The sequence below is a fragment of the Spongiibacter sp. IMCC21906 genome (genome assembly GCF_001010805.1).
Classification (GTDB): Bacteria; Pseudomonadota; Gammaproteobacteria; order Pseudomonadales; family Spongiibacteraceae; genus Spongiibacter.
On record NZ_CP011477.1, the window covers coordinates 1856776 to 1875907 of the forward strand.

A 19132-nucleotide genomic window follows, 5' to 3' on the forward strand; every position below is an offset into this window, starting at 1 on the left:
AGTAATGCACGTTGCTAAAACTCTTTGCTTGTATTCATACTAGCCAGCCCTTTCTTGCCCATTGATTTTAGATAAACTTACGGCTTTGCTGAGGGCGGGATAATCGCGCTAAGCTTCTGGAAAGGCGAGGTAGTCTGACGGCTTCGTATTTGTAGATTACATAATGTACAGGCTCGATGTTATGACAAAGCAATCCGCTATCGATGATCCAAACTATGGGGCGACAGTTGTTGTTACCCATCGGCTACGTTCTGACAAGCATGCCGAGTACGAGGAGTGGTTGAAAGACATTGCCCCGGTTTGTAAGACCGCAGCTGGTTTTTTGGATTTGCATATTATTCGTCCGGTAGCTGGCTTAACAGATACCTACACGGTGGTGATTCGCTTTGATTCCAGGGCGCATTTAAAACAGTGGATAGAGTCGGAGGATCGAGCCAGACTGATTGAAAAGCCCCAGCCCTTATTTGTTACCGGCGACGACTTTTTTATTCGCAGCGGGCTGGATTTCTGGTTTGCCCCCACGGAGGCTAAGGCGACTATCCCTGTACGCTGGAAGCAGTTTTTACTGACATGGTCGGTAATTTATCCGTTGGTACTTGGCGTGCCGCTGCTGATTGTGCCGATGTTACAAGCGCTGGGTGTGCCGCCCATCCCGCCATTGTCCACGCTGGTGGTTACTGGGGTCATCGTCTTTTTAATGGTGTATATCATTATGCCTCGTTATACCCGGCTGGTGCAGCGTTGGTTGTTTAGCTGAATTCATCTAATAAGCTGAGTTTAATGCGACTGTTGCGATTCCTCCTATCTTTAAGTGCTTGTTCCGCAATTTCACTTTGGCATATTGTGATGATGTTCTGGTAGGAGGAGCCCCTATCATTCGTTAAGCTTCAAATCAGCACTTGACGGCGTAACCCAATAGGTTACAATTGGTCGATGATTATTAGCTTCGTACATAAAGGGCTTGAGCGGTTCTACCGTTCAGGCACAACTTCGGGTATTCAATCGAAGCATGTTAAACGTTTGAGGCTAATTCTTACCAACTTGGACCAAGCTGAAAACCCCGATGATATGGATTTGCCAGGCCTCCGCTTACACGAGCTGAAAGGAAACCGTAAAGGTATATGGTCAGTATCTGTAAGTGGTAATTGGAGGGTTACTTTTCGCTTTACAGGAAAGGACGCTGAAATAGTTAACTACGAGGATTATCACTAATGAGTATGCACAATCCGGCGCATCCGGGCGAAATTCTCAAAGAGTTAGTAATTGAGCCAACCGGCGTAACAATTACTGATGTTTCTGAACACCTTAATATAAGCCGAAAAACACTATCAAAAGTTTTAAATGGTAGGGGTTCTATCACTCCTGAAATGGCTTTACGTCTTGAGCTGGCATTTAAAAAGCCATCTGCAGATCATTGGCTTCGATTGCAAAATGCTTATGATCTTTGGTCAGTTCGCCAACATCAATCTATATTGCAAGTTCGCCCGTATGAATTTGCGTCACAAGCTTAATAAGGTAAATCACGCGGATCTCAAAATCTCCGCTTCACTTTGGTTTTGTCACCGATGTTTGCGACGTTGAAACTGTAGAACACTCCAGAAACTTGGCTGCTTTTCAAGCCCGCCATTGATAAGTATGAAATCTACTAACTACGGTGAGCGTTTCGCATTCGCCTGTCACTGAAATTTTCCACGCGAGGATTAATACGAACAAGCCCTGCGCCAAAAAACCTGCTTGAACCGCCCGCCAAAAAAATGGCAAAGTACTGCCTGTTTTTTTTAAGTTATTGAAAATAATAATAAAATATTGATGGCATGCTGATTGCTTTACCAAGAACAAAGCGACTTTTGGTAGGCGTTAGTATGATGAAGATAGTACAACCGAACCCGATCAAATCTCCGATTAGTGCAGAAGACATGTTGGCAATGGAGCACTGTCAGCAAGAGCTGAATATTGCTAATGAGCGCATGTTGCAATTTCTGGCGTCGTTAACCACGCAAGCTAAGCCAGCATTACGTGTGGTGCCTCATCATGGCTGATCTTATCGCGGCTGATCTGGCCTCTAAAACAGTGAAAGGCCTCGCGCGCCGGGTCGCAATGACCGATGCCACGGTGCTGCTCTGTGGGTCCAGTGGTGCAGGTAAGGAAATTTACGCAAAGTATATTCACAGCCAGTCGGCTCGTAGTGATGCGCCTTTTGTGGCGGTGAACTGTGCGGCGATTCCCGACAATATGTTGGAAGCCATGCTGTTTGGTCATGAGAAGGGGGCTTTTACGGGCGCGGTGAATAGCCACTCGGGAAAATTTGAACAAGCCCAGAGCGGCACCTTGCTATTGGACGAAGTGTCTGAAATGGACTTGGGTTTGCAGGCAAAGTTGCTGCGGGTGTTGCAGGAGCGAGAAGTCGAGCGCTTGGGCAGTCGTAAGACCATCAATTTAGATGTACGAGTGATTGCTACCACTAACCGGGATTTAAAAGCGGCAGTAAAAGCGGGTTTGTTTCGAGAAGATTTATTCTACCGCCTGAATGTATTCCCCTTGTATGTGCCCCGTTTAGCCGAGCGTCCTGGCGACATTCTGCCCTTGGCTGAATACTTTTTGTCGCGCCAGCCCGGCGTTCGTCATCCCGATGCCATGCTGAGTGATGGCGCTAAACACAAACTCTGTAATTACAGTTGGCCCGGCAATGTACGAGAGCTGGATAACGTCATTCAGCGGGCGATGATTTTGCGTCAAGACTCTATTCTTCATGAAGACGACATTCAGTTTGAGATTGGCTTGAGTTTTATGTCTGCAGGGGCCTTGGAGCATAACGACATCGATATTGACTCCAGTACCGCCCCAGCCGATGACGTACCGCTGAGCGGTTTAATACGGGATCAAGAACGACTGGTAATTAATGATGCCCTGAAACGCGGGAAGTCTAAAAAAGAAGCTGCCGAAATTTTGGGTATTAGTCCCCGCACCCTCCGTTACAAGATGGCTCGTCTCCGCGAGCACACGGCCACATAGGCCATAAGCAAATAGGTAATACGCTATGAGCGATAGCATGAGTGTTAATCAGTTGTTAGGACAAATTCGCAGCATTCGCGAACAGACTTCTATGGCACCGCCAAAATTCAATGAATCGGGTCTGGATGTCAAAGGCCTGGATGGCCGCCTTGATGTTAAGGGGCTAGGTGTTGGTGGGCTAGGTGTTAACGGTGTAGAGCGTGCTGGTTTTTCGCAATTGCTTAGTCAGTCAATTGATGCGGTAAACCAAACTCAGAAAAACGCAGGGGCATTGGCTGCAGCTTATGAACGCGGCGCCGACGATGTCAGCCTCACCGAGGTTATGGTGAATTTGCAAAAAGCGGATGTGTCTTTTAAAGCCTTGGTAGAAGTGCGCAACAAGTTTGTGGATGCCTACCAAGAAGTTATGCGCATGTCGGTATAGGTCTGGGGCTGAGAAATCACTATGGCTGAATCACAGGGCAAGGCAGCAACGGCGCTGCTTAATCAGTTGGCGGGCAACGCAGTGATGCGCCAACTCTTAATTCTGGTGGGCATCGCTGCCAGTGTGGCCTTGGGTGTGGCTGCCGTGCTGTGGTCCCAGGGGCCAGATTATCGCAGCCTCTACACGGGCTTGGCACCTGACCGGGCTGCGGCGGTGGTTGACGTTCTCAGTGCGGCGAATATTCCATATCAAGTATCTGATGGTACTGGCGCAATTAAAGTGCCGGCAGAACAGCTTCACGATGCCCGTCTTAAATTGGCTGGCCAAGGCGTGATGCGCGATGGCAGCGGTATGGCCATGCTGGAACAGGAGCAGGGTTTTGGCGTTAGCGAATTTATGCAGTCTAAAAAATATCACTACGCGTTGGAGCAGGAGCTGGCCAAAACCATTGAGAGCATTCAGCAGGTTCGCAAGGCCCGAGTGCATTTAGCCATTCCTAAACAATCCGTATTTGTCCGGGATCGCAAGCCCCCAAGTGCGTCGATTATGCTGGATGTCTATCCGGGCAGTCGCATTCAAAGAAATAGTGTTGATGCCATCGTCAATTTGGTGGCAACAAGTATTAGCGGCATGAGTGCCGAAGACGTGACCGTGGTAGATCAGCTAGGTAAACAGTTGTCTCAGAAAGAAGATAACAGCGACCAGCTCAGTCATAGTGCCCGGCAGTTTGATTATCAGCGGCGTATTGAAAAAGCCTACGAAGATCGGGTTGCTGAACTGATTCGGCCTTTTGCCGGTTCGGGGCGGGTGCGGGTACAGGTCGCTGCCGATGTGGACTTTTCGACTGTACAAGAAAGCCGCGAAAGCTGGAATCCCGATAAACAGGTGGTTCGCAGTGAGCAGATAAACGAGCAAGTACCGGGTGAGGGCAACGCAAATACCGCCAGTGGTGTCCCCGGTGCGCTTAGCAACCAACCGCCTTTGGCGGGTACGGAGTCGGCTAAAACAGACAAGGACGCCAACGGTAGTCGCTCGGTGGTACGCAACTATGAGATTGAACGGGTGTTAAACCACACCGTTAATCCCAGCGGCATGATCCGACGTTTGTCGGTTGCGGTGGTAGTGGATAACCGTCGGGTACTGAATGACGCCGGTGAATTAGTCTCTGACCCCATTAGCGAAGCTGAGATTAATCAGCTTAGCCAGTTGGTAAAAGACGCAGTAGGTTTTGAAGACGGCCGGGGTGACAGAGTCACGGTTATGTCTGCGGATTTCCGGGATGATCTTAGCGTCGAGGAGACGGTTTCCGGCCCTGGATTCTGGGAGCAACCCTGGTTTGCGAGTTTGGTAAAGCAAGGGCTGGCAGGTTTGGCGGTGTTGTTTATTGTGTTTGCCATTTTGCGTCCCGGTATGCGCAGCTTGATGGCGGCAAATCAGCCTCGATCAGTTCCGGCATTGCCGGGTGGCGAAGAGGGGCTTCAGGGCGAATACATGCAACCGGCAATGGCGGCTTTAGCTGGGCCAGGTAGTGCAGGGTTTGAACAAAAAATGGGTGATGTCCGGGCTGCTGCAGAGCAAGATCCGCGGCGGGTGGCGCAAGTGGTGAAAAAATGGGTGTCCGAAAATGGCGAGTCTTAATGCAATGACCGTAGCCGGTAGCGAGAAAGCAGCACTGCTTCTGTTAATGCTGGGCGAAGATCAAGCTGCCAAAGTATTGCAACACGTTGATGCCATGGACGTGGAAAAAATCGGGTCGGCAATGGCCGCTATTCGCAATGTCGACAATAAAAAAGCCGAGTCGGTGGTTAATGAATTTCATCGGGCCTTGTCGTCAGAAACCGCATTAGGTGTGGGCGTGCCCGGTTATGTTCGCAAGGTGTTGACCAATACCTTGGGCGAGCAGAAAGGCGGCAGCTTGGCTAACCGCGTATTAGGTGACGAGCAAGCGCTGGAAATAGATTCGCTGCGCTGGTTAGACACCGAGGCGCTGGTACAGATGCTAAAAGATGAGCATCCCCAGATTATCGCCATTACGTTGGCCCACCTGGAAAAGGAGCAGGCGGCGAAGGTGTTAAAGTCGCTGCGCAGCGATTTGCAAGAAAACGTAGTGATGCGTATTGCGACCATGCAGACAATTCCCCAAGCGGCAATGAAGCAGTTACAAAATGTCTTAAAGAAAAAACTGTCTGTGTCGGCCTCGTTTAAAACCAGCACCGTTGATGGCGCAATGACGGCGGCGAGTATTATTAATTCCTTGGATTCCGACTCTGAAGCCAGAGTGTTGGAAGCCTTGACCAAGTCTGACGAGAGCCTGTCTGAACGTATTCAAGATCTGATGTTTGTCTTTAGCAATCTGGCTGATCTGGCTGACAAGAGTGTGCAGCTGTTGTTGCGTGAAGTGGCCTCTGATGTGTTACCTACGGCCCTTAAGGGCGCAGAAGAAAAAGTACGAGACAAAATTCTGAACAACATGTCCAAGCGCGCCAAAGAAATGGTGATAGAGGACATGGAGGCCCGGGGCCCCATTAAACTCAGTGATGTCGAAGCCGCTCAAAAAGACATTTTAGCCATTGCCCGCAAGCTTGCCGAAAGTGGCCAGATTGATTTGGGCCGGGGCGGCGATGACTATGTTTAATATGTTTAAAGTGATGTTTACAGGCCCGCGTGCGGGTATTGGCATGCAGGGCTTGATGAGATCGGCCTATGTCTGAGGCATTTCAAAGCTGGGCGCCTCGGCGGATTGATGAGGCGGTAGAGGCCGCTGCGCCGGCACCCACGGCCCAATGTTTGCCAGAAGATATTAGCCCCTGGTCACCACCCGATATGACGGCGCCGCTTGCGGTTAGCCCACAATCGTTGGCAGCTAAGGCCAGTAATAATAACCTTGCTGCTCAGGAGCTGGACAATCAGCGTGAATTGGCTAAGCAAGAAGGCTATCAAGAAGGGCTACGGTTAGCCGAGGCTGAATCTCATCAGTTGCTGGGCCAGCAAAGTCAGCAGTTGCAAAACGCGATTGCCGCGCTAAGTAAGCTCAGTCATCAGCTGGATGATGCGCTGGAGTCTGAAATTGCGGCCTTGAGTGTGGGGCTGGCCTGTCAGCTTTTGCGACGGGAGTTAACACAGCTTCCGGGTAATTTTCTTGAACATATCCACGCTGCCGCGACCACCTTGACCGGCTTAAATGGCAAGCTGGAGGTGTATTTAAATCCTGATGATATGGCAACGCTGGAAGGCCATGTTGCTGACACTGGTCAAGAGCTTGAGCCCAACTGGCAACTGATTGAGGACCCCAGTATTACTGCCGGTGGTTTCAAACTCAGTGATGATAGCTCCAGAATCGATGAAACCCTTGAAACCCGGCTCGCTAAAATTGTGCGGCAAGCGTTTGCGGGTAGCGCATTTATTGGCGGCGGTGAGCACAGTGAGTAATGCCGCTGTAGCCAAAAGTGCATTGACGGAGCGGTTGGCTTTTTATCGCCAGCGCTTGGCTGACTACGATTCACCCGTCATTGAGGGCAAGCTTAAGCGGGTTGTGGGCACCATGCTAGAGGCGGTGGGCTGCAAATCGGCGGTGGGCGGATACTGTTTAGTCGAAACCGTTGATGGTTCTTGGTTAGAAACCGAAGTGGTGGGTTTTTCTGCAGATCGCTTATTGCTCATGCCTACGGGTGAGCTGCGGGGAGTGATGCCCAACGCTAGAGTGATTCCTATCGAAAAAGGCTCTGATGTGCCCGTGGGTGATGGCTTGCTGGGGCGGGTGCTCGATGGTGCCGGACGGCCGCTGGATGGGCGAGGCAGCTTACATTGCAGCGAGTCGCGGCCTTTATCGGGTGAGCCAATCAATCCATTGTCTCGTCAGCCCATCAGACAGCCCCTCGATGTGGGTGTGCGCGCGATAAATGCCTTGTTGACGGTAGGCCGTGGCCAGCGGCTGGGCTTGTTTGCCGGCAGCGGGGTGGGTAAAAGCGTATTGCTAGGCATGATGACCCGGTTTACCAGTGCCGATGTGGTGGTGGTTGCTCTTATCGGTGAGCGGGGTCGTGAAGTAAAAGAATTTATCGACAGTATTCTTGGTCCTGATGAAATGCGCCGGGCGGTGGTGGTTGCTACCCCTGCAGATCATCCACCGTTGATGCGAATGCGGGCGGCTTGGTTGGCGACCTCCATTGCCGAACACTTTCGGGATCAGGGTAAGCAAGTGTTACTACTTATGGATTCGTTAACCCGATTCGCCCAAGCTCAACGAGAGATAGCCTTGGCCGTTGGCGAGCCGCCAGCAACCAAGGGTTATCCGCCGTCGGTGTTTGCCCGGTTGCCCGCTTTGGTTGAACGGGCAGGTAACGGCGAGGCAGGAGGGGGCTCAATCACCGCGTTTTATACTGTGTTGGCCGAGGGCGACGATCAGAATGATCCGATTGTGGACTCGGCTAGAGCGATACTTGATGGGCACATCGTGTTGTCGCGCCAACTAGCCGACGCCGGACATTTTCCGGCTATCGATATCGAAAAATCCGTCAGTCGAGCGATGAATGATATTACCGAAAAAGGCCATCAAGATACGGTACGTTATTTTCGGCAGCTCTATTCGCTGTATCAGCAAAATCGCGATCTGATTACGATTGGCGCGTACCAGCGGGGCAGCGATCCCAGACTGGATGAGGCGGTAACGTTATGGCCTCAGCTAAGCGGATTTTTACAGCAAGCCTACGACGAGTCAGAAAGCTTTGATCGTAGCCTGGATGAACTGAGCATACTGGTGAGTGGATCATAATGAAGAAGTCCCAGCGCATGAACAGTGTTGTACAGCTTGCCGATAAGGCCGAGCGGCAACAGGCAGAACGTTTCTCAAAAAGTCAGCAGTACTGCGACAACCAGCGCCGTAAGTTAGAAGAGTTGCAGCAATATTATCAAGAGTATAACGCCAGTGCCGCCGCTCCCGGGTCCAGTATGGACTTGCAGCGGTTGCAAGAAACACGTCACTTCATGAGCAAACTGGCTCATGCTATTAGCCTCCAAAAAGACCAGTTGCGCCAAGCCGAAAGCAATATGTCAAAGGAACGTGGTCAGTGGTTGTCATCTCGGCAGCGCAGCATGAGCATGGAAAAGCTTAAAGAGCGCTATCAGGATGATGAACGCTGTGAAGAAAATCGCCGGGAACAGTTTGTTTCTGACGATATGAGTGCGCAGCGATTTTTTTGGGCTGCTCGCACTGCCGAATCTATGGCATAAGACTTGCTCTGTGTTAGATAGTTATCAATAAACTGCAGTGAATTGCCGCTTTTTAACGTCGATTTCTGCAAAGGTTACTATGAATTCAGGGCCGATGTACTATGCAAACCTCCTTCATTCCTGCTGTTAAAACTGCCGAGTCTCGACCTGCCAGCAACAACGCTGATACGGTTGGAACAACAGCTGATGCGCCGTTTAATCAACTGTTTGCCGCCCAGCAGCTCAGTTTGCTGGGGGGACAACCCGAAGCTTTCGCCGCTATTCAGGCTCAAGCCTTAGCGCGTTTTAGTGAAGAACAGGGTGAACAAATGTCGGCAGCGTCTCTGTTGACAGAAGTGGGGCTAGCGGGTTCTGAGCTGTTAGCTGGCGGCGGCAATGCTTTGCCGCCCACCACGCCAAGCGTTGCCGCAGTCACTTTAACCGGGGAGGCCACCAGCGCGGGACAACATGCCAGTAGCGACAGTCAATCTTTAGCAATGATGCTAAATGCCCGTGGCCATGCCTCAGCCAAAGCAAGTGACAGCTTAAACCCGGACAATGTGCAGAAGGGCGTATTCGTTAATTCTTCTCAAAATACCGAGTCGTTTAACACTGATCTTTCAAGTTTGGCCTCCCAGACTGCTTCCGCAGATAAAGACCCAAAAGCCTCGGCAAACTTTTTTAGTGAAGGTTTAAGACAAGCCGCCAATGTAAATAGTCAGGATGCCACTGGTGAGCGGCTGGGAAACGTGGGCGATAAAGTCGAGAGTGATTTGGAGTTGTCCAGCTTGTTGCGTGAAATTCGCAGTGCGCAGGCACCGGTCCAAAGCAAAGCGCCGGTTAGCCTCAATGTTAGCCAAAATGCCTATACCGATCCTGCCTGGGGCCAGGCCATGACTGCTAGAGTGTCGTGGATGATAGGCAGCGGTGTACAAAACGCCACCATCCATTTACATCCAGAAGAACTGGGGAGTATTCAAGTACAGGTGAAACTGGACGGTGATCACTCCCGAGTGCAATTTCAAGCTCAGCAAGCTGAAACCGGTGAGCTGATAGAAAAAATGCTGCCACGGCTGACGCAAGGCTTTGAGCAGCAGGGCCTGCGTTTGGATGAAGTGAAAGTCAGTGTGATGAACAACCCAAATGGCAACGCCAATACCAATAGCAGCCAAAGTGGTGGCGAAGGTTTTGCTCAGACCGCCGATGAACAGGGCAAGTCGCACGAATGCGATCTGTCTGGCTCAACTGAAGCTGACGCTCCCTTGATCGACCCCTTGCGCAGTGTCATTTTAGGGCCTGCCAGCGGCGTTGATGATTACGCCTGACCTTTGTACTCCGACTTTACTCCCTGCTGATTAAACCGGTATTGTCCTGCTTTAATGCTTCCCAGTTCATATATCTTAGGCACCTCTGATTCATTCGCTAATGTCTCAGCGGAGCCTCTGGCGTACGCTGGCAAGGCGCGGCACGAACGACTGCATGGATGCAGGAGGTAGCGCAACGCAGGAGCAGTTGCCGAGATTAAGGTTGGCTCTGTCCTTAATGAGGGTCGCAACGCTGCCCAGTGTGCGCCAGAGGCCCGCCCTTCGGGGCATAGCCTGAGGCATCACCGAATTAATCAAAGGCTCCCTTAATAAAATGGCTGGTTTTTACAGTAGAGTAGTCGACGGCCAACTACTTAAGAGGTGAATATGAACGACATGGAATATGCGGGTTTTTGGGTAAGAACCGCTGCCGCAGTCATTGATACAATTTTGATATTCATCATTATTGTGCCGATGTTGACGCTTATTTATGGCCAAGCGTATTGGATAAGCGAGTCGGTTTTTGTTGGCTTTTGGGATATTGCCTTTAATTATCTGCTGCCTGCGCTCGTGGTCATTTTGTTCTGGATCTATAAATCTGCAACGCCAGGAAAGATGGCCTTCAAGCTAAGTATTGTCGATGCCAAAACAGGAGCTAAGCCCTCGAATGGACAGCTTATTGGTCGATATTTTGCTTATTACATATCCATCCTGCCTTTTTTCCTTGGGATTATCTGGGTGGGGATCGATAGACGAAAACAAGGCTGGCATGACAAGTTGGCAGGCACTGTGGTGGTCAGAAGCTTGACAAAAGAGCCTGTAAAATTTGAAGGTCAGGTTTAATAAACGCTGTTTGTTTACCTCTACCTTGGCGCGCCTTTGAGAGCGTTACGGGGTCATCCTTCTATCTCCTGTTGTGATTAAAATAATTCCATGAAGTCTAAAAGTTACCGTTTAGATCGTTTTATCAGCAAATATAGCGCTTTTTCTTTATCTGATACGCGGCTGTTGATTGCGCAAAAACGGATTTTTTTGGATGGGCAAGCGGCGGATTCTATTCAACAGAAAGTGACAGAATTCACTCATGTGGTGTTGGATAAGGTCTGTCTGCAAGATAACAATCCCGTATACATCATGCTAAATAAACCACCTGGGGTTGTGAGTGCGACTAAAGACCGTAAACACACTACCGTGTTGGATCTGATTGAACATCCCCAAAAAAATGAGCTGCATATTGTTGGTCGTTTGGATTTTAATACCACAGGCTTGCTGTTATTAAGCAACGATGGGGCGTGGTCCCGGAAGGTCAGCCTGCCAGAAACGAAGTTAGCCAAAGTGTATGAGGTTACCCTTTCTAAACCGCTGAGTGATAAATATATCAGTGTTTTTAATGAGGGTATTTATTTTGATTACGAAGGTATTCGTACCCAGCCCGCTAAATTAGACATACTGTCTGAATACACCGCCAGGCTTACCCTGGTGGAAGGCAAGTATCATCAAGTGAAGCGAATGTTTGGCTTTTTTCAAAATGAGGTGTTGGCGCTACACCGTGTCTCCGTCGGGCTTATTTCCCTTGGCGGGCTTGAAGTGGGGGAAAGCCGACCACTGACTGATAGCGAGTTGGGCTTTGAGCTTGATTAACTCATAGATGCTTTGAATATTTATAACTCGTCATACCGGCCCTGAGCGGGTGTCCAGAGACCACCGTGCTATGAATAAAGGCCTTGAGTGAGTTCGTGTTGTGGGAGCTGGATCCCGGATCGCTCATCGCGTCCGGGATGACGGTAGGGTGGTGGTTTTGGCAAGGTCAGGAATGACGATGATGTATCTAAGCCGTCATACCGGCCCTGAGCCGGTATCCAGCAACCGCCGTGCTATGAATAAAGGCCTTGAGTGAGTTCGTGCTGGGGAGCTGGATCCCGGCTCGCTGATCGCGTCCGGGATGACGGTAGGGTTGGAGGTTTGACTGGGTGAGGGATGACGATGATGTATCTAAGCCGTCATGCCGGCCTTGAGCCGGTATCCAGCAACCGCCGTGCTATGAAAAGGCCTTGTGTGAGTTTGTGCTGGGGAGCTGGATCCCGGCTCGCTAACCGCGTCCGGGATGACGGTAGGGTTGGGGGTTTGACTGGGTCAGGGGTCACGTCAGGTTTGGGGTGCTGAATGGAGAGGTGATGGTTTGACGTTTTATTGCGCTAGGCATAACAGTGCGATGCTTATAAATATTGATAAGCTGTCATACCGGCCTTGAGCCGGTATCCAGAGACCGCCGTGCTATGAATAAAGGCCTTGGGTGATTTTGTATTTGGGAGCTGGATCCCGGATCGCTAATCGCGTCCGGGATGACGATAGGGTTGGGGGGTTGACTGGGTCAGGGGTGACGATGATGTATCTAAACCGTCATACCGGCCTTGAGCCGGTATTCAGAGACCGCCGTGCTGTGAATAAAGGCTTTGAGTGAGTTTGGTGTTGGGGAGCTGGATCCCGGATCGCTAATCGCGTCCGGGATGACGGTAGGGTTGGAGGTTTGACTGGGTCAGGGGTGACGATGATGTATCTAAACCGTCATACCGGCCCTGAGCCGGTATCCAGAGACCGCCGTGCTATGAATAAAGGCCTTGAGTAAGTTTGTGTTGGGGAGCTGGATCCCGGCTCGCTAAACGCGTCCGGGATGACGGTAGGGTTGGGGGTTTGACTGGGTCAGGAATGACGATGATATATCTAAGCCGTCATACCGGCCTTGAGCCGGTATTCAGAGACCGCCGTGCTGTGAATAAAGGCTTTGAGTGAGTTTGGTGTTGGGGAGCTGGATCCCGGATCGCTAATCGCGTCCGGGATGACGGTAGGGTTGGAGGTTTGACTGGGTCAGGGGTGACGATGATGTATCTAAACCGTCATACCGGCCTTGAGCCGGTATCCAGAAACCGCTGGATTATGAGAAAACGCTTTGCTTGGGTTTACACTGGAGCTTGGCATCGTTAACGGTATTTGTAATACCGATAGGACACATTTTATGTCGTTGTTATTTGAAGAAATAGATAGCCAGTCCTCATCTTTAGGGGAGATATCGTTGCGCAAGCGGCGCATGCCAATACTTGGCGACAGAGATATTTATGAGGTAAAGCTGGGCGACGAGTTTTTAATGTCGAGCATGTTTGTCGAGGCGGAAGAGGCCTTGGCTACCTTGGGCCTGGCAGCAGTGCAGGGCGAGCATCTCAGTGTAGTGGTCGGTGGCTTAGGTTTGGGGTATACCGCTGTGGCGGCATTAAACGATCCGCGCATTAACGAATTGCTGGTGGTTGATGCCTTGGATGCGGTTATCGGTTGGCATAAAGATGAGTTAGTACCGCTGGGAAAAATACTTAACGCGGATGAGCGTAATCGCTATGTGCTTGGCAGTTTCTTTGATTTGGCCACGGCTCCGGATAGGGGCTTTGATCCTGACAGCAACGGCAAAAAAGTGGATGCCATTTTGTTGGATATTGACCATTCGCCCACAGAATTTTTAAACGCCGCCAATGCCTGTTTTTATAGCACTGATAACTTGGCTTTGATGGCACAGCAACTTAAACCCAATGGTGTGTTTGCGATGTGGTCACAAAACCTACCGGATGAGGGGTTTGAAGCCTTGCTGAAAACGGTGTTTGCCAAGGTTGATTCACATGTGGTGTCGTTTTATAACCCTTTCCAAAACTGTGAATCGACCAACTCGGTATACGTTTGTGTGAAAGGCGGGGCTGTCGGATAAAGAATTTGCAGAAGACAGGCAGGCCGTAGCAGCTGATTTGGCCAGCTTAAAAGCGCTGCTTGAGAACTGAGCGTTTATAGAAGGTCGCGCGTTAGGCTTTGGCTATCGCGTGGGTTGAGGCCGTGCTGTGGCTGTCGCCCCGGGCATTGTAGACGGGATTGTCGTCACCCATACCCAATACCTCTAGTGCGCGTTTGGTATAACGCAGTTGGGTATTAATAGAGGCGCCCGCTTGCTGGTTGAGTTTTTGGCAGCGTTGTAAGCAGCGTTCTATATCTTCAGGTAAACCTGGGTCTTCAAGGTTTTGTTCTGCCAAATACCGCTTCCGCCATAATGCCAGGTCGTTAATTTTCTGACTTAGCTCGGTTTTCTTTTCGGCAAACTCATGCAGTAGTTCATGGTCGGGAGCGTTGGCAACAAGTTCACCTTCGTCAATCAAGATCAGTTCCAGTGCGGCGCTGCATTCGGCAATGGACTGTAGGCAGTCTTGAAGCTTCATATTAACTTCCTGTCAACATTTCTAAATCGACAAAGGCTGCTGCCACGCGATTGGCATCCACCGTAAATTCGCCATTGCGAATAGCGTTTTTAATGGCGTCGACTTTTTGCCGATCAACACCGTCACTGGCATTAACTGCAGTTTGGGCGCTGGCCAACAATGGTGTATCCACTGTGGATTTGGTTGGGCTGTTTGTGACCTCAGTCGTAGCCTTGCTTGACGGGGATTTGTCCGTACTGCGGCTGCTGCCTAAGCTGTTAGTTTGGCCTTGCGAGGGCCCATCAACACGATAGATCATGATTTTTGTCCTTTAAGCGTATCGCTTTGCCTTTATTATCGACTCCGGGGCCGAAAACTTTAGGTTTTTTCTGCGTGTTTGTACCTATTGAATCAGCACACTGTGATCCGATTCTACAATGCCTTCTAACTGCTTTCCTGAGCTGAGATTCTTCACTCGAATACGGCCACCCAGCGCGCCATTTTGCAGAGCAATACCCGCCATGCTGACTTTGACACTCCCGGCCAAGCTACTGAGATGCACTTGCTGGCCTTTTTGAATAACGCTGTCGGCTTCTACCATATTTGGGGTAATAACCGCCCCTTGAGCGATGCTGTAACGGGCTCGATAACCGCCGGCACCTTCCAGTGAACGTAAATAGCCATAACCTAAGGTGGCAATATCCCGTTTGCTCCAGCTGATATCAGCGGCGCTGATAGGGCGTCCCGGTGCAATGGGGTGCCGGCTCACCATAACCTTGGCGTAGGCGGCGATATTAACCGGCACATAAATTTTCCAGGGTTTGCCGCTGCTACAGCGTACGCCCACGGTGGTTCTTTGTTTAATGCGACCGCCCGGTGGCAAAAAGGCTTCTAGTGGCCCCTGGCATTTTTCCAGGCGACTGCGTGGATCAAGTTTTTTAGTTGTGACGCTGGTTTCCATATCACGCCATGGGTGACGAGCGGCTATATACGCTTTCGCCGTCGCGACGATACGGGCAGTGCTTTCACGCTCTGCTTGTGCAGGCCCCGCGATGCTCGTTGCGATAGCTGCGGCGATTAACCATAAATAAATTTTCTTAAGCCTCATCGTTACTTACCAAGCTGCGCCAAAAAACCGTCACTGAATGCTCTCTATGGTAGAAGTAGCAATAGCTATGCCATAGCAAGAAATTTATTTTTTACAGATAAAAACGATACAAATTAGCTGCGACGAAGGATTGCCGCTCAAGCGGAAAAGGTCTGCCGTTTTTTTGGCACTACGAAGTGTGTTGTTGTTTAAGTTATTGAAAAATAACAACTAAAAAATATGGCACGGCCTTTGCCTCGCATTAGATAAAGCAAGACGCTGTGATAATAAATCGACCTTACAAGGTATATCGACAGCAACGGGTAAAACTTTAATGGTATTTCAATGGCAATAAATTTTGACAAAGCTCTAGGCATACACGAACAGGCTTTATATGTCAGGGAGCGGCGCAACGAGGTTTTGGCAAGCAATATTGCCAATGCAGAGACGCCGGGATACAAGGCCAGGGATATCGATTTTCGCGCTGTACTGGGACAGGCCGCGGCTACTCCGCCAGCTCAACTTTCTGTGCAGCAGACCCACGCTGGTCATCAGCAGCTCGGTCCGGTAGGTGGTTTGAATCCGAATATGGCAGACGAGCAATTGATGTACCGCATACCTAAACAGTCTTCACTTGATGGCAATACGGTGGAAGCGCATGTCGAGCAAGCCGAGTTTGCCGACAACGCCTTGCGCTACCAAAGCACCTTACAGTTTTTAGGAAGCCGTTTTAGCAGTTTGAAGTCCATTTTACAGGGAGGGCGTTAAGCCATGGCAAATCCTCTTGATGTTGCCGCTTCGGCAATGAGCGCGCAAATGCTGCGGCTGAATACCACCGCCAGTAACTTGGCGAATGCCGACAGTTTGAGCAGTAGCGAGGCTGAAGCCTACCGGGCTAAACAACCGGTTTTTTCAGCGGTAATGGACCAGCAACAAGCGATGACGGCCGTTGCGGTAAGCGGTGTAGTCGAAAGCGATGCCCCCATTCCAAAACGCTATGAACCCGGTAACCCGATGGCCGATGAGCAGGGCTACGTCTACGGTTCTAATGTGAACACGGTTGAAGAAATGGCCAATATGATTTCTGCTTCACGGGCCTATCAGAATAATGCAGATGTGTTTTCTACAACCAAAACATTAATGCTGCGCACGCTGCAGCTCGGTCAAAACTAGGAGCTGAGTGATGGAATTGCGAACGATTAGTGATTTACAGCAAGCCACGGCCACGCCGGCAAAAAAAGATGCCAGCTCGCTGGATCAGCAGGATTTTATGAAGCTGATGCTCCAGCAGCTAAAAAGTCAGGACCCTTTTAAACCTACCGATAACACCGAGTTTATCAGCCAGATGGCTCAGTTGACCTCAGTGAGTGGGATCAGCGAAATGAACGCCAATCTTGCGACACTAACCGAGTCTCTTTATTCCGCACAGTTGTTGGAGGCGTCTTCACTAATAGGCAAAGAAGTGCTGATCAACTCAGATCAAATTGCCTTGCCCACGTCTGGCAATGTCAGTGGTCAGTTATCGTTACCAGTCAGTAGCACGGCGGTGAATGTTGAGGTGCTGGCGCCCAGCGGTGAAGTGGTAGGCAAAATGTCCCTGGGGCCACAGCGCGCTGGAGAAGTGAACTTTGATTGGAATGGCGTTGGCCTGAGTGGTGACCGCCTGCCCCCCGGTAAATACACTTTGCAAGCTTCTTACCGCAACGGCAATACCGTTGAGGCAGTGGCCACGCAGGTGAATGCGTCGGTAGATAGTGTGAGCGTGCCCAGCCATGGCGGCAGCGCACAATTACAACTCGATGGCTTGGGCAGCGTGGCGCTGTCTCAAGTTGTGGAAATTCGATGATCCCGGTGGGATCGCTTAGTTTAGTAGCAGGAGTTACCTTATGAGCTTTCGTATCGCACTGAGTGGATTAAACGCGGCGTCCAGCCGCTTGGATATTACCGCTCAGAATATTGCTAACGTAAATACCACCGGGTTTAAGAGCTCCCGCGCATCTTTTGCCGATGTGTACGCAAGCTCAAACAATGATATTGCCGCGACCACCCCTGGAACAGGGGTGCGATTGGATGCGATTAACCAGACCTTTTCTCAAGGCGGAGTTAATTTCACTGGCAATAACCTCGATTTAGCGATTAGTGGCGAAGGATTTTTCACTATGGAGGGCCCCAAAGGAACAACGTATACCCGAGCGGGCTCGTTTAGTGTGGACCGTGAAGGCTATGTGGTGAATAACAACCTGGAGAAATTACAGGTATTTCCGGCTTCTGCCGACGGCACTTTTGCCGCAGGTTCGCTGGCAGATCTGAAATTGCAAATCACCGAAAACCCTCCCCAGCAAACCAGCAGCACCGAAATTGGTTTGAACTTGCCTGCTAATGCTCCAGTACCCTCGACGGCGGATTTCGACCCCTCTTTGTCATCGAGTTATAACCATGCGACCTCCATGACGATTTATGACTCCCTTGGCACCTCGCATACCGCAACAATGTATTTTGTTAAAGATGCGTCGGCCAATAACTGGAATCAATACCTGTATGTGAACGATAACCCGGTGGGGGAAGCTAACTCTTTGAGCTTTAACAGTGCTGGTGAGCTGATGTCTCCCGAGTTGGGTTTAGTAACTTATCCGGCCTATGATCCCGGTACTGGCGCGGCTGATTTGAACTTGAGTTTTGATTACAGCAAGACCACCCAATATGGCCAGGAGTTTGGTATCAATAGTTTGCAGCAAGATGGTTATACCACTGGACGGATGACGGGAGTTGCTGTCAGTGATAACGGGGTTGTGTCTGCCCGGTTTTCCAATGGCCAGTCTAGCCAGCTGGGAAAAGTTGCCATGGCGATTTTTGCAAACCCCAATGGTTTGCAGCAAAAGGGGGATACTTCCTGGGCGGAAACCACTGCTTCCGGCGGCCCGCGTTTGGGTGAAGCTGGAAGTTCTAATTTTGGCTTGCTGCAGGCGGGCGCCCTCGAAGGCTCGAATGTGGATCTGACTGCACAGTTAGTCGAGATGATTACCGCTCAGCGTAACTTCCAGGCCAATACCCAAATGATCTCCACTTCTGATCAGCTCACCCAAGCGATTATTAATATTCGCTAATCAATAAAGGCTGAGGTTGCATTATGGACAGACTGGTTTTTCTTGGCATGACGGGTGCTAAACACACGCAGATGGCCCAGACCAACAACGCCAATAATCTTGCCAATATGAGCACGGCAGGATTTCGCGGTGATTTTCAAAGTCTGATCGCCGAAACCATCAGTGGACCGGGCATGGAAACCCGGGCCAATGTGGTATCCGCGGGCACCCAAACCGACTTCAGCCCTGGCGCAGTAATGAGCACTGGCCGCGATTTAGATGTGGCGATTCGTGGTGAAGGCTGGTTTGCGGTGCAGGCTGCCGATGGTAGCGAGGCCTATAGTCGGCGCGGCGATTTCAGTCTGACCAGCGACGGTATGTTGATTAACGGTGCAGGATTAGCGGTGCTTGGCGATGGCGGCCCGGTTGCTATTCCCGAGCATCAAAGTCTTAGCATTGGCGATGACGGCACGGTGTCAATTGTGCCGTTGGGACAAGGTCCAGAATCCCAGGTGATTGTTGACCGCATTCGATTGGTCAATGCCGACCCCGCTCAGCTGCAAAAAGGTGACGATGGCTTGCTGCGATTGAAAGACGGCGGTCAGGCCGAAACCTCGGCAGATGTCCGGATTAGTTCCGGTAATTTGGAGTCATCAAATGTGAACTCGGTGGACGCGATGGTGAATATGATCGCGCTGGCCAGACAGTTTGAAATGCAGGTTAAGGTCATGAACACCGCTGAGAAACTTGATGAAGCAGGCGGCCGCCTGATGCGAATTGAATAAGAG

At 50.6% G+C, this 19132-nt stretch carries 23 protein-coding genes; 20 read left to right on the top strand and 3 right to left on the bottom strand.

The window, feature by feature from the left end; all coding sequences use genetic code 11:
- Positions 1-181: 181 nt before the first annotated feature.
- From IMCC21906_RS08515 to IMCC21906_RS08580, 15 genes are all read left to right on the top strand, one after another.
- The gene (locus IMCC21906_RS08515) at positions 182-757 is read left to right on the top strand and encodes an antibiotic biosynthesis monooxygenase (RefSeq protein ID WP_047011812.1); all 576 of its coding nucleotides are present in this window, start codon (positions 182-184) and stop codon (positions 755-757) included.
- 176 nt (positions 758-933) lie between these two features.
- Positions 934-1212: a type II toxin-antitoxin system RelE/ParE family toxin gene (locus IMCC21906_RS08520; protein ID WP_047011813.1), complete on the top strand. Its 279-nt coding sequence runs from the start codon at positions 934-936 to the stop codon at positions 1210-1212.
- A complete protein-coding gene (locus IMCC21906_RS08525; protein ID WP_047011814.1) occupies positions 1212-1511 on the top strand; it encodes a HigA family addiction module antitoxin in 300 nt (99 codons plus the stop codon). Before IMCC21906_RS08520 ends, IMCC21906_RS08525 begins: the two co-directional genes overlap by 1 nt.
- Positions 1512-1862: 351 nt before the next feature.
- The gene (locus IMCC21906_RS16830; protein WP_156166019.1) at positions 1863-2039 is read left to right on the top strand and encodes a hypothetical protein; all 177 of its coding nucleotides are present in this window, start codon (positions 1863-1865) and stop codon (positions 2037-2039) included.
- Positions 2032-3012, top strand: a complete 981-nt coding sequence (locus IMCC21906_RS08530) for a sigma-54-dependent Fis family transcriptional regulator (RefSeq protein ID WP_052763450.1) — start codon at positions 2032-2034, stop codon at positions 3010-3012. The genes IMCC21906_RS16830 and IMCC21906_RS08530 overlap by 8 nt, the downstream gene beginning before the upstream one ends.
- 25 nt (positions 3013-3037) lie before the next feature.
- Entirely contained in the window at positions 3038-3436 is a 399-nt protein-coding gene (gene fliE, locus IMCC21906_RS08535) for a flagellar hook-basal body complex protein FliE (protein WP_047011815.1), read from the top strand.
- Positions 3437-3457: 21 nt separating this feature from the next.
- Entirely contained in the window at positions 3458-5074 is a 1617-nt protein-coding gene (gene fliF, locus IMCC21906_RS08540) for a flagellar basal-body MS-ring/collar protein FliF (RefSeq protein ID WP_047011816.1), read from the top strand.
- Positions 5061-6071 carry a flagellar motor switch protein FliG gene (gene fliG / locus IMCC21906_RS08545; RefSeq protein WP_047011817.1) on the top strand — a complete coding sequence of 337 codons (1011 nt, stop codon included), beginning with the start codon at positions 5061-5063 and terminating at the stop codon, positions 6069-6071. The genes fliF and fliG overlap by 14 nt, the downstream gene beginning before the upstream one ends.
- A 68-nt stretch (positions 6072-6139) precedes the next feature.
- Positions 6140-6865 (top strand): FliH/SctL family protein, encoded by a 726-nt coding sequence (locus IMCC21906_RS08550; RefSeq protein WP_047011818.1) that lies wholly within the window; start codon positions 6140-6142, stop codon positions 6863-6865.
- Positions 6777-8207: a flagellar protein export ATPase FliI gene (gene fliI, locus IMCC21906_RS08555; protein WP_082117419.1), complete on the top strand. Its 1431-nt coding sequence runs from the start codon at positions 6777-6779 to the stop codon at positions 8205-8207. The genes IMCC21906_RS08550 and fliI overlap by 89 nt, the downstream gene beginning before the upstream one ends.
- Positions 8207-8665: a flagellar export protein FliJ gene (gene fliJ, locus IMCC21906_RS08560; RefSeq protein ID WP_047011820.1), complete on the top strand. Its 459-nt coding sequence runs from the start codon at positions 8207-8209 to the stop codon at positions 8663-8665. Before fliI ends, fliJ begins: the two co-directional genes overlap by 1 nt.
- A gap of 101 nt (positions 8666-8766) precedes the next feature.
- On the top strand, positions 8767-9969 hold the full coding sequence (locus tag IMCC21906_RS08565) for a flagellar hook-length control protein FliK (protein WP_047011821.1): 1203 nt from the start codon (positions 8767-8769) through the stop codon (positions 9967-9969).
- Between the two features lie 366 nt (positions 9970-10335).
- Positions 10336-10791, top strand: a complete 456-nt coding sequence (locus IMCC21906_RS08570) for an RDD family protein (protein WP_047011822.1) — start codon at positions 10336-10338, stop codon at positions 10789-10791.
- 90 nt (positions 10792-10881) lie between these two features.
- Positions 10882-11589, top strand: coding sequence for a pseudouridine synthase (locus IMCC21906_RS08575; protein ID WP_047011823.1), 708 nt, complete (start codon positions 10882-10884; stop codon positions 11587-11589).
- Between the two features lie 1372 nt (positions 11590-12961).
- Complete coding sequence (locus IMCC21906_RS08580) at positions 12962-13696, top strand: spermidine synthase (RefSeq protein WP_047011824.1); 735 nt, start codon at positions 12962-12964, stop codon at positions 13694-13696.
- Positions 13697-13787: 91 nt separating this feature from the next.
- Here the strand turns inward: IMCC21906_RS08580 and flgN are convergent, their stop codons facing one another.
- The 3 genes from flgN to flgA form a co-directional block, all read right to left on the bottom strand.
- Positions 13788-14195, bottom strand: coding sequence for a flagellar export chaperone FlgN (gene flgN / locus IMCC21906_RS08585; protein WP_047011825.1), 408 nt, complete (start codon positions 14193-14195; stop codon positions 13788-13790).
- Position 14196: 1 nt separating this feature from the next.
- On the bottom strand, positions 14197-14493 hold the full coding sequence (flgM, locus tag IMCC21906_RS08590; RefSeq protein ID WP_047011826.1) for a flagellar biosynthesis anti-sigma factor FlgM: 297 nt from the start codon (positions 14491-14493) through the stop codon (positions 14197-14199).
- Between the two features lie 84 nt (positions 14494-14577).
- Complete coding sequence (gene flgA / locus IMCC21906_RS08595) at positions 14578-15282, bottom strand: flagellar basal body P-ring formation chaperone FlgA (RefSeq protein ID WP_052763453.1); 705 nt, start codon at positions 15280-15282, stop codon at positions 14578-14580.
- A gap of 324 nt (positions 15283-15606) precedes the next feature.
- Between flgA and flgB the strand changes: the two genes are divergently transcribed.
- Genes flgB through flgF form a run of 5 tightly spaced genes read left to right on the top strand, consistent with a single transcriptional unit; the run spans position 15607 to position 19129 of the window.
- Positions 15607-16029, top strand: a complete 423-nt coding sequence (flgB, locus tag IMCC21906_RS08600) for a flagellar basal body rod protein FlgB (protein ID WP_047011827.1) — start codon at positions 15607-15609, stop codon at positions 16027-16029.
- A gap of 3 nt (positions 16030-16032) precedes the next feature.
- Positions 16033-16434, top strand: coding sequence for a flagellar basal body rod protein FlgC (gene flgC / locus IMCC21906_RS08605; RefSeq protein ID WP_047011828.1), 402 nt, complete (start codon positions 16033-16035; stop codon positions 16432-16434).
- A 10-nt stretch (positions 16435-16444) separates the two neighbouring features.
- Positions 16445-17107 carry a flagellar hook assembly protein FlgD gene (locus IMCC21906_RS08610; RefSeq protein WP_047011829.1) on the top strand — a complete coding sequence of 221 codons (663 nt, stop codon included), beginning with the start codon at positions 16445-16447 and terminating at the stop codon, positions 17105-17107.
- A 40-nt stretch (positions 17108-17147) separates the two neighbouring features.
- Positions 17148-18365, top strand: coding sequence for a flagellar hook protein FlgE (gene flgE, locus IMCC21906_RS08615; protein ID WP_047011830.1), 1218 nt, complete (start codon positions 17148-17150; stop codon positions 18363-18365).
- 23 nt (positions 18366-18388) lie between these two features.
- The gene (flgF, locus tag IMCC21906_RS08620; RefSeq protein ID WP_047011831.1) at positions 18389-19129 is read left to right on the top strand and encodes a flagellar basal-body rod protein FlgF; all 741 of its coding nucleotides are present in this window, start codon (positions 18389-18391) and stop codon (positions 19127-19129) included.
- Positions 19130-19132: the final 3 nt, after the last annotated feature.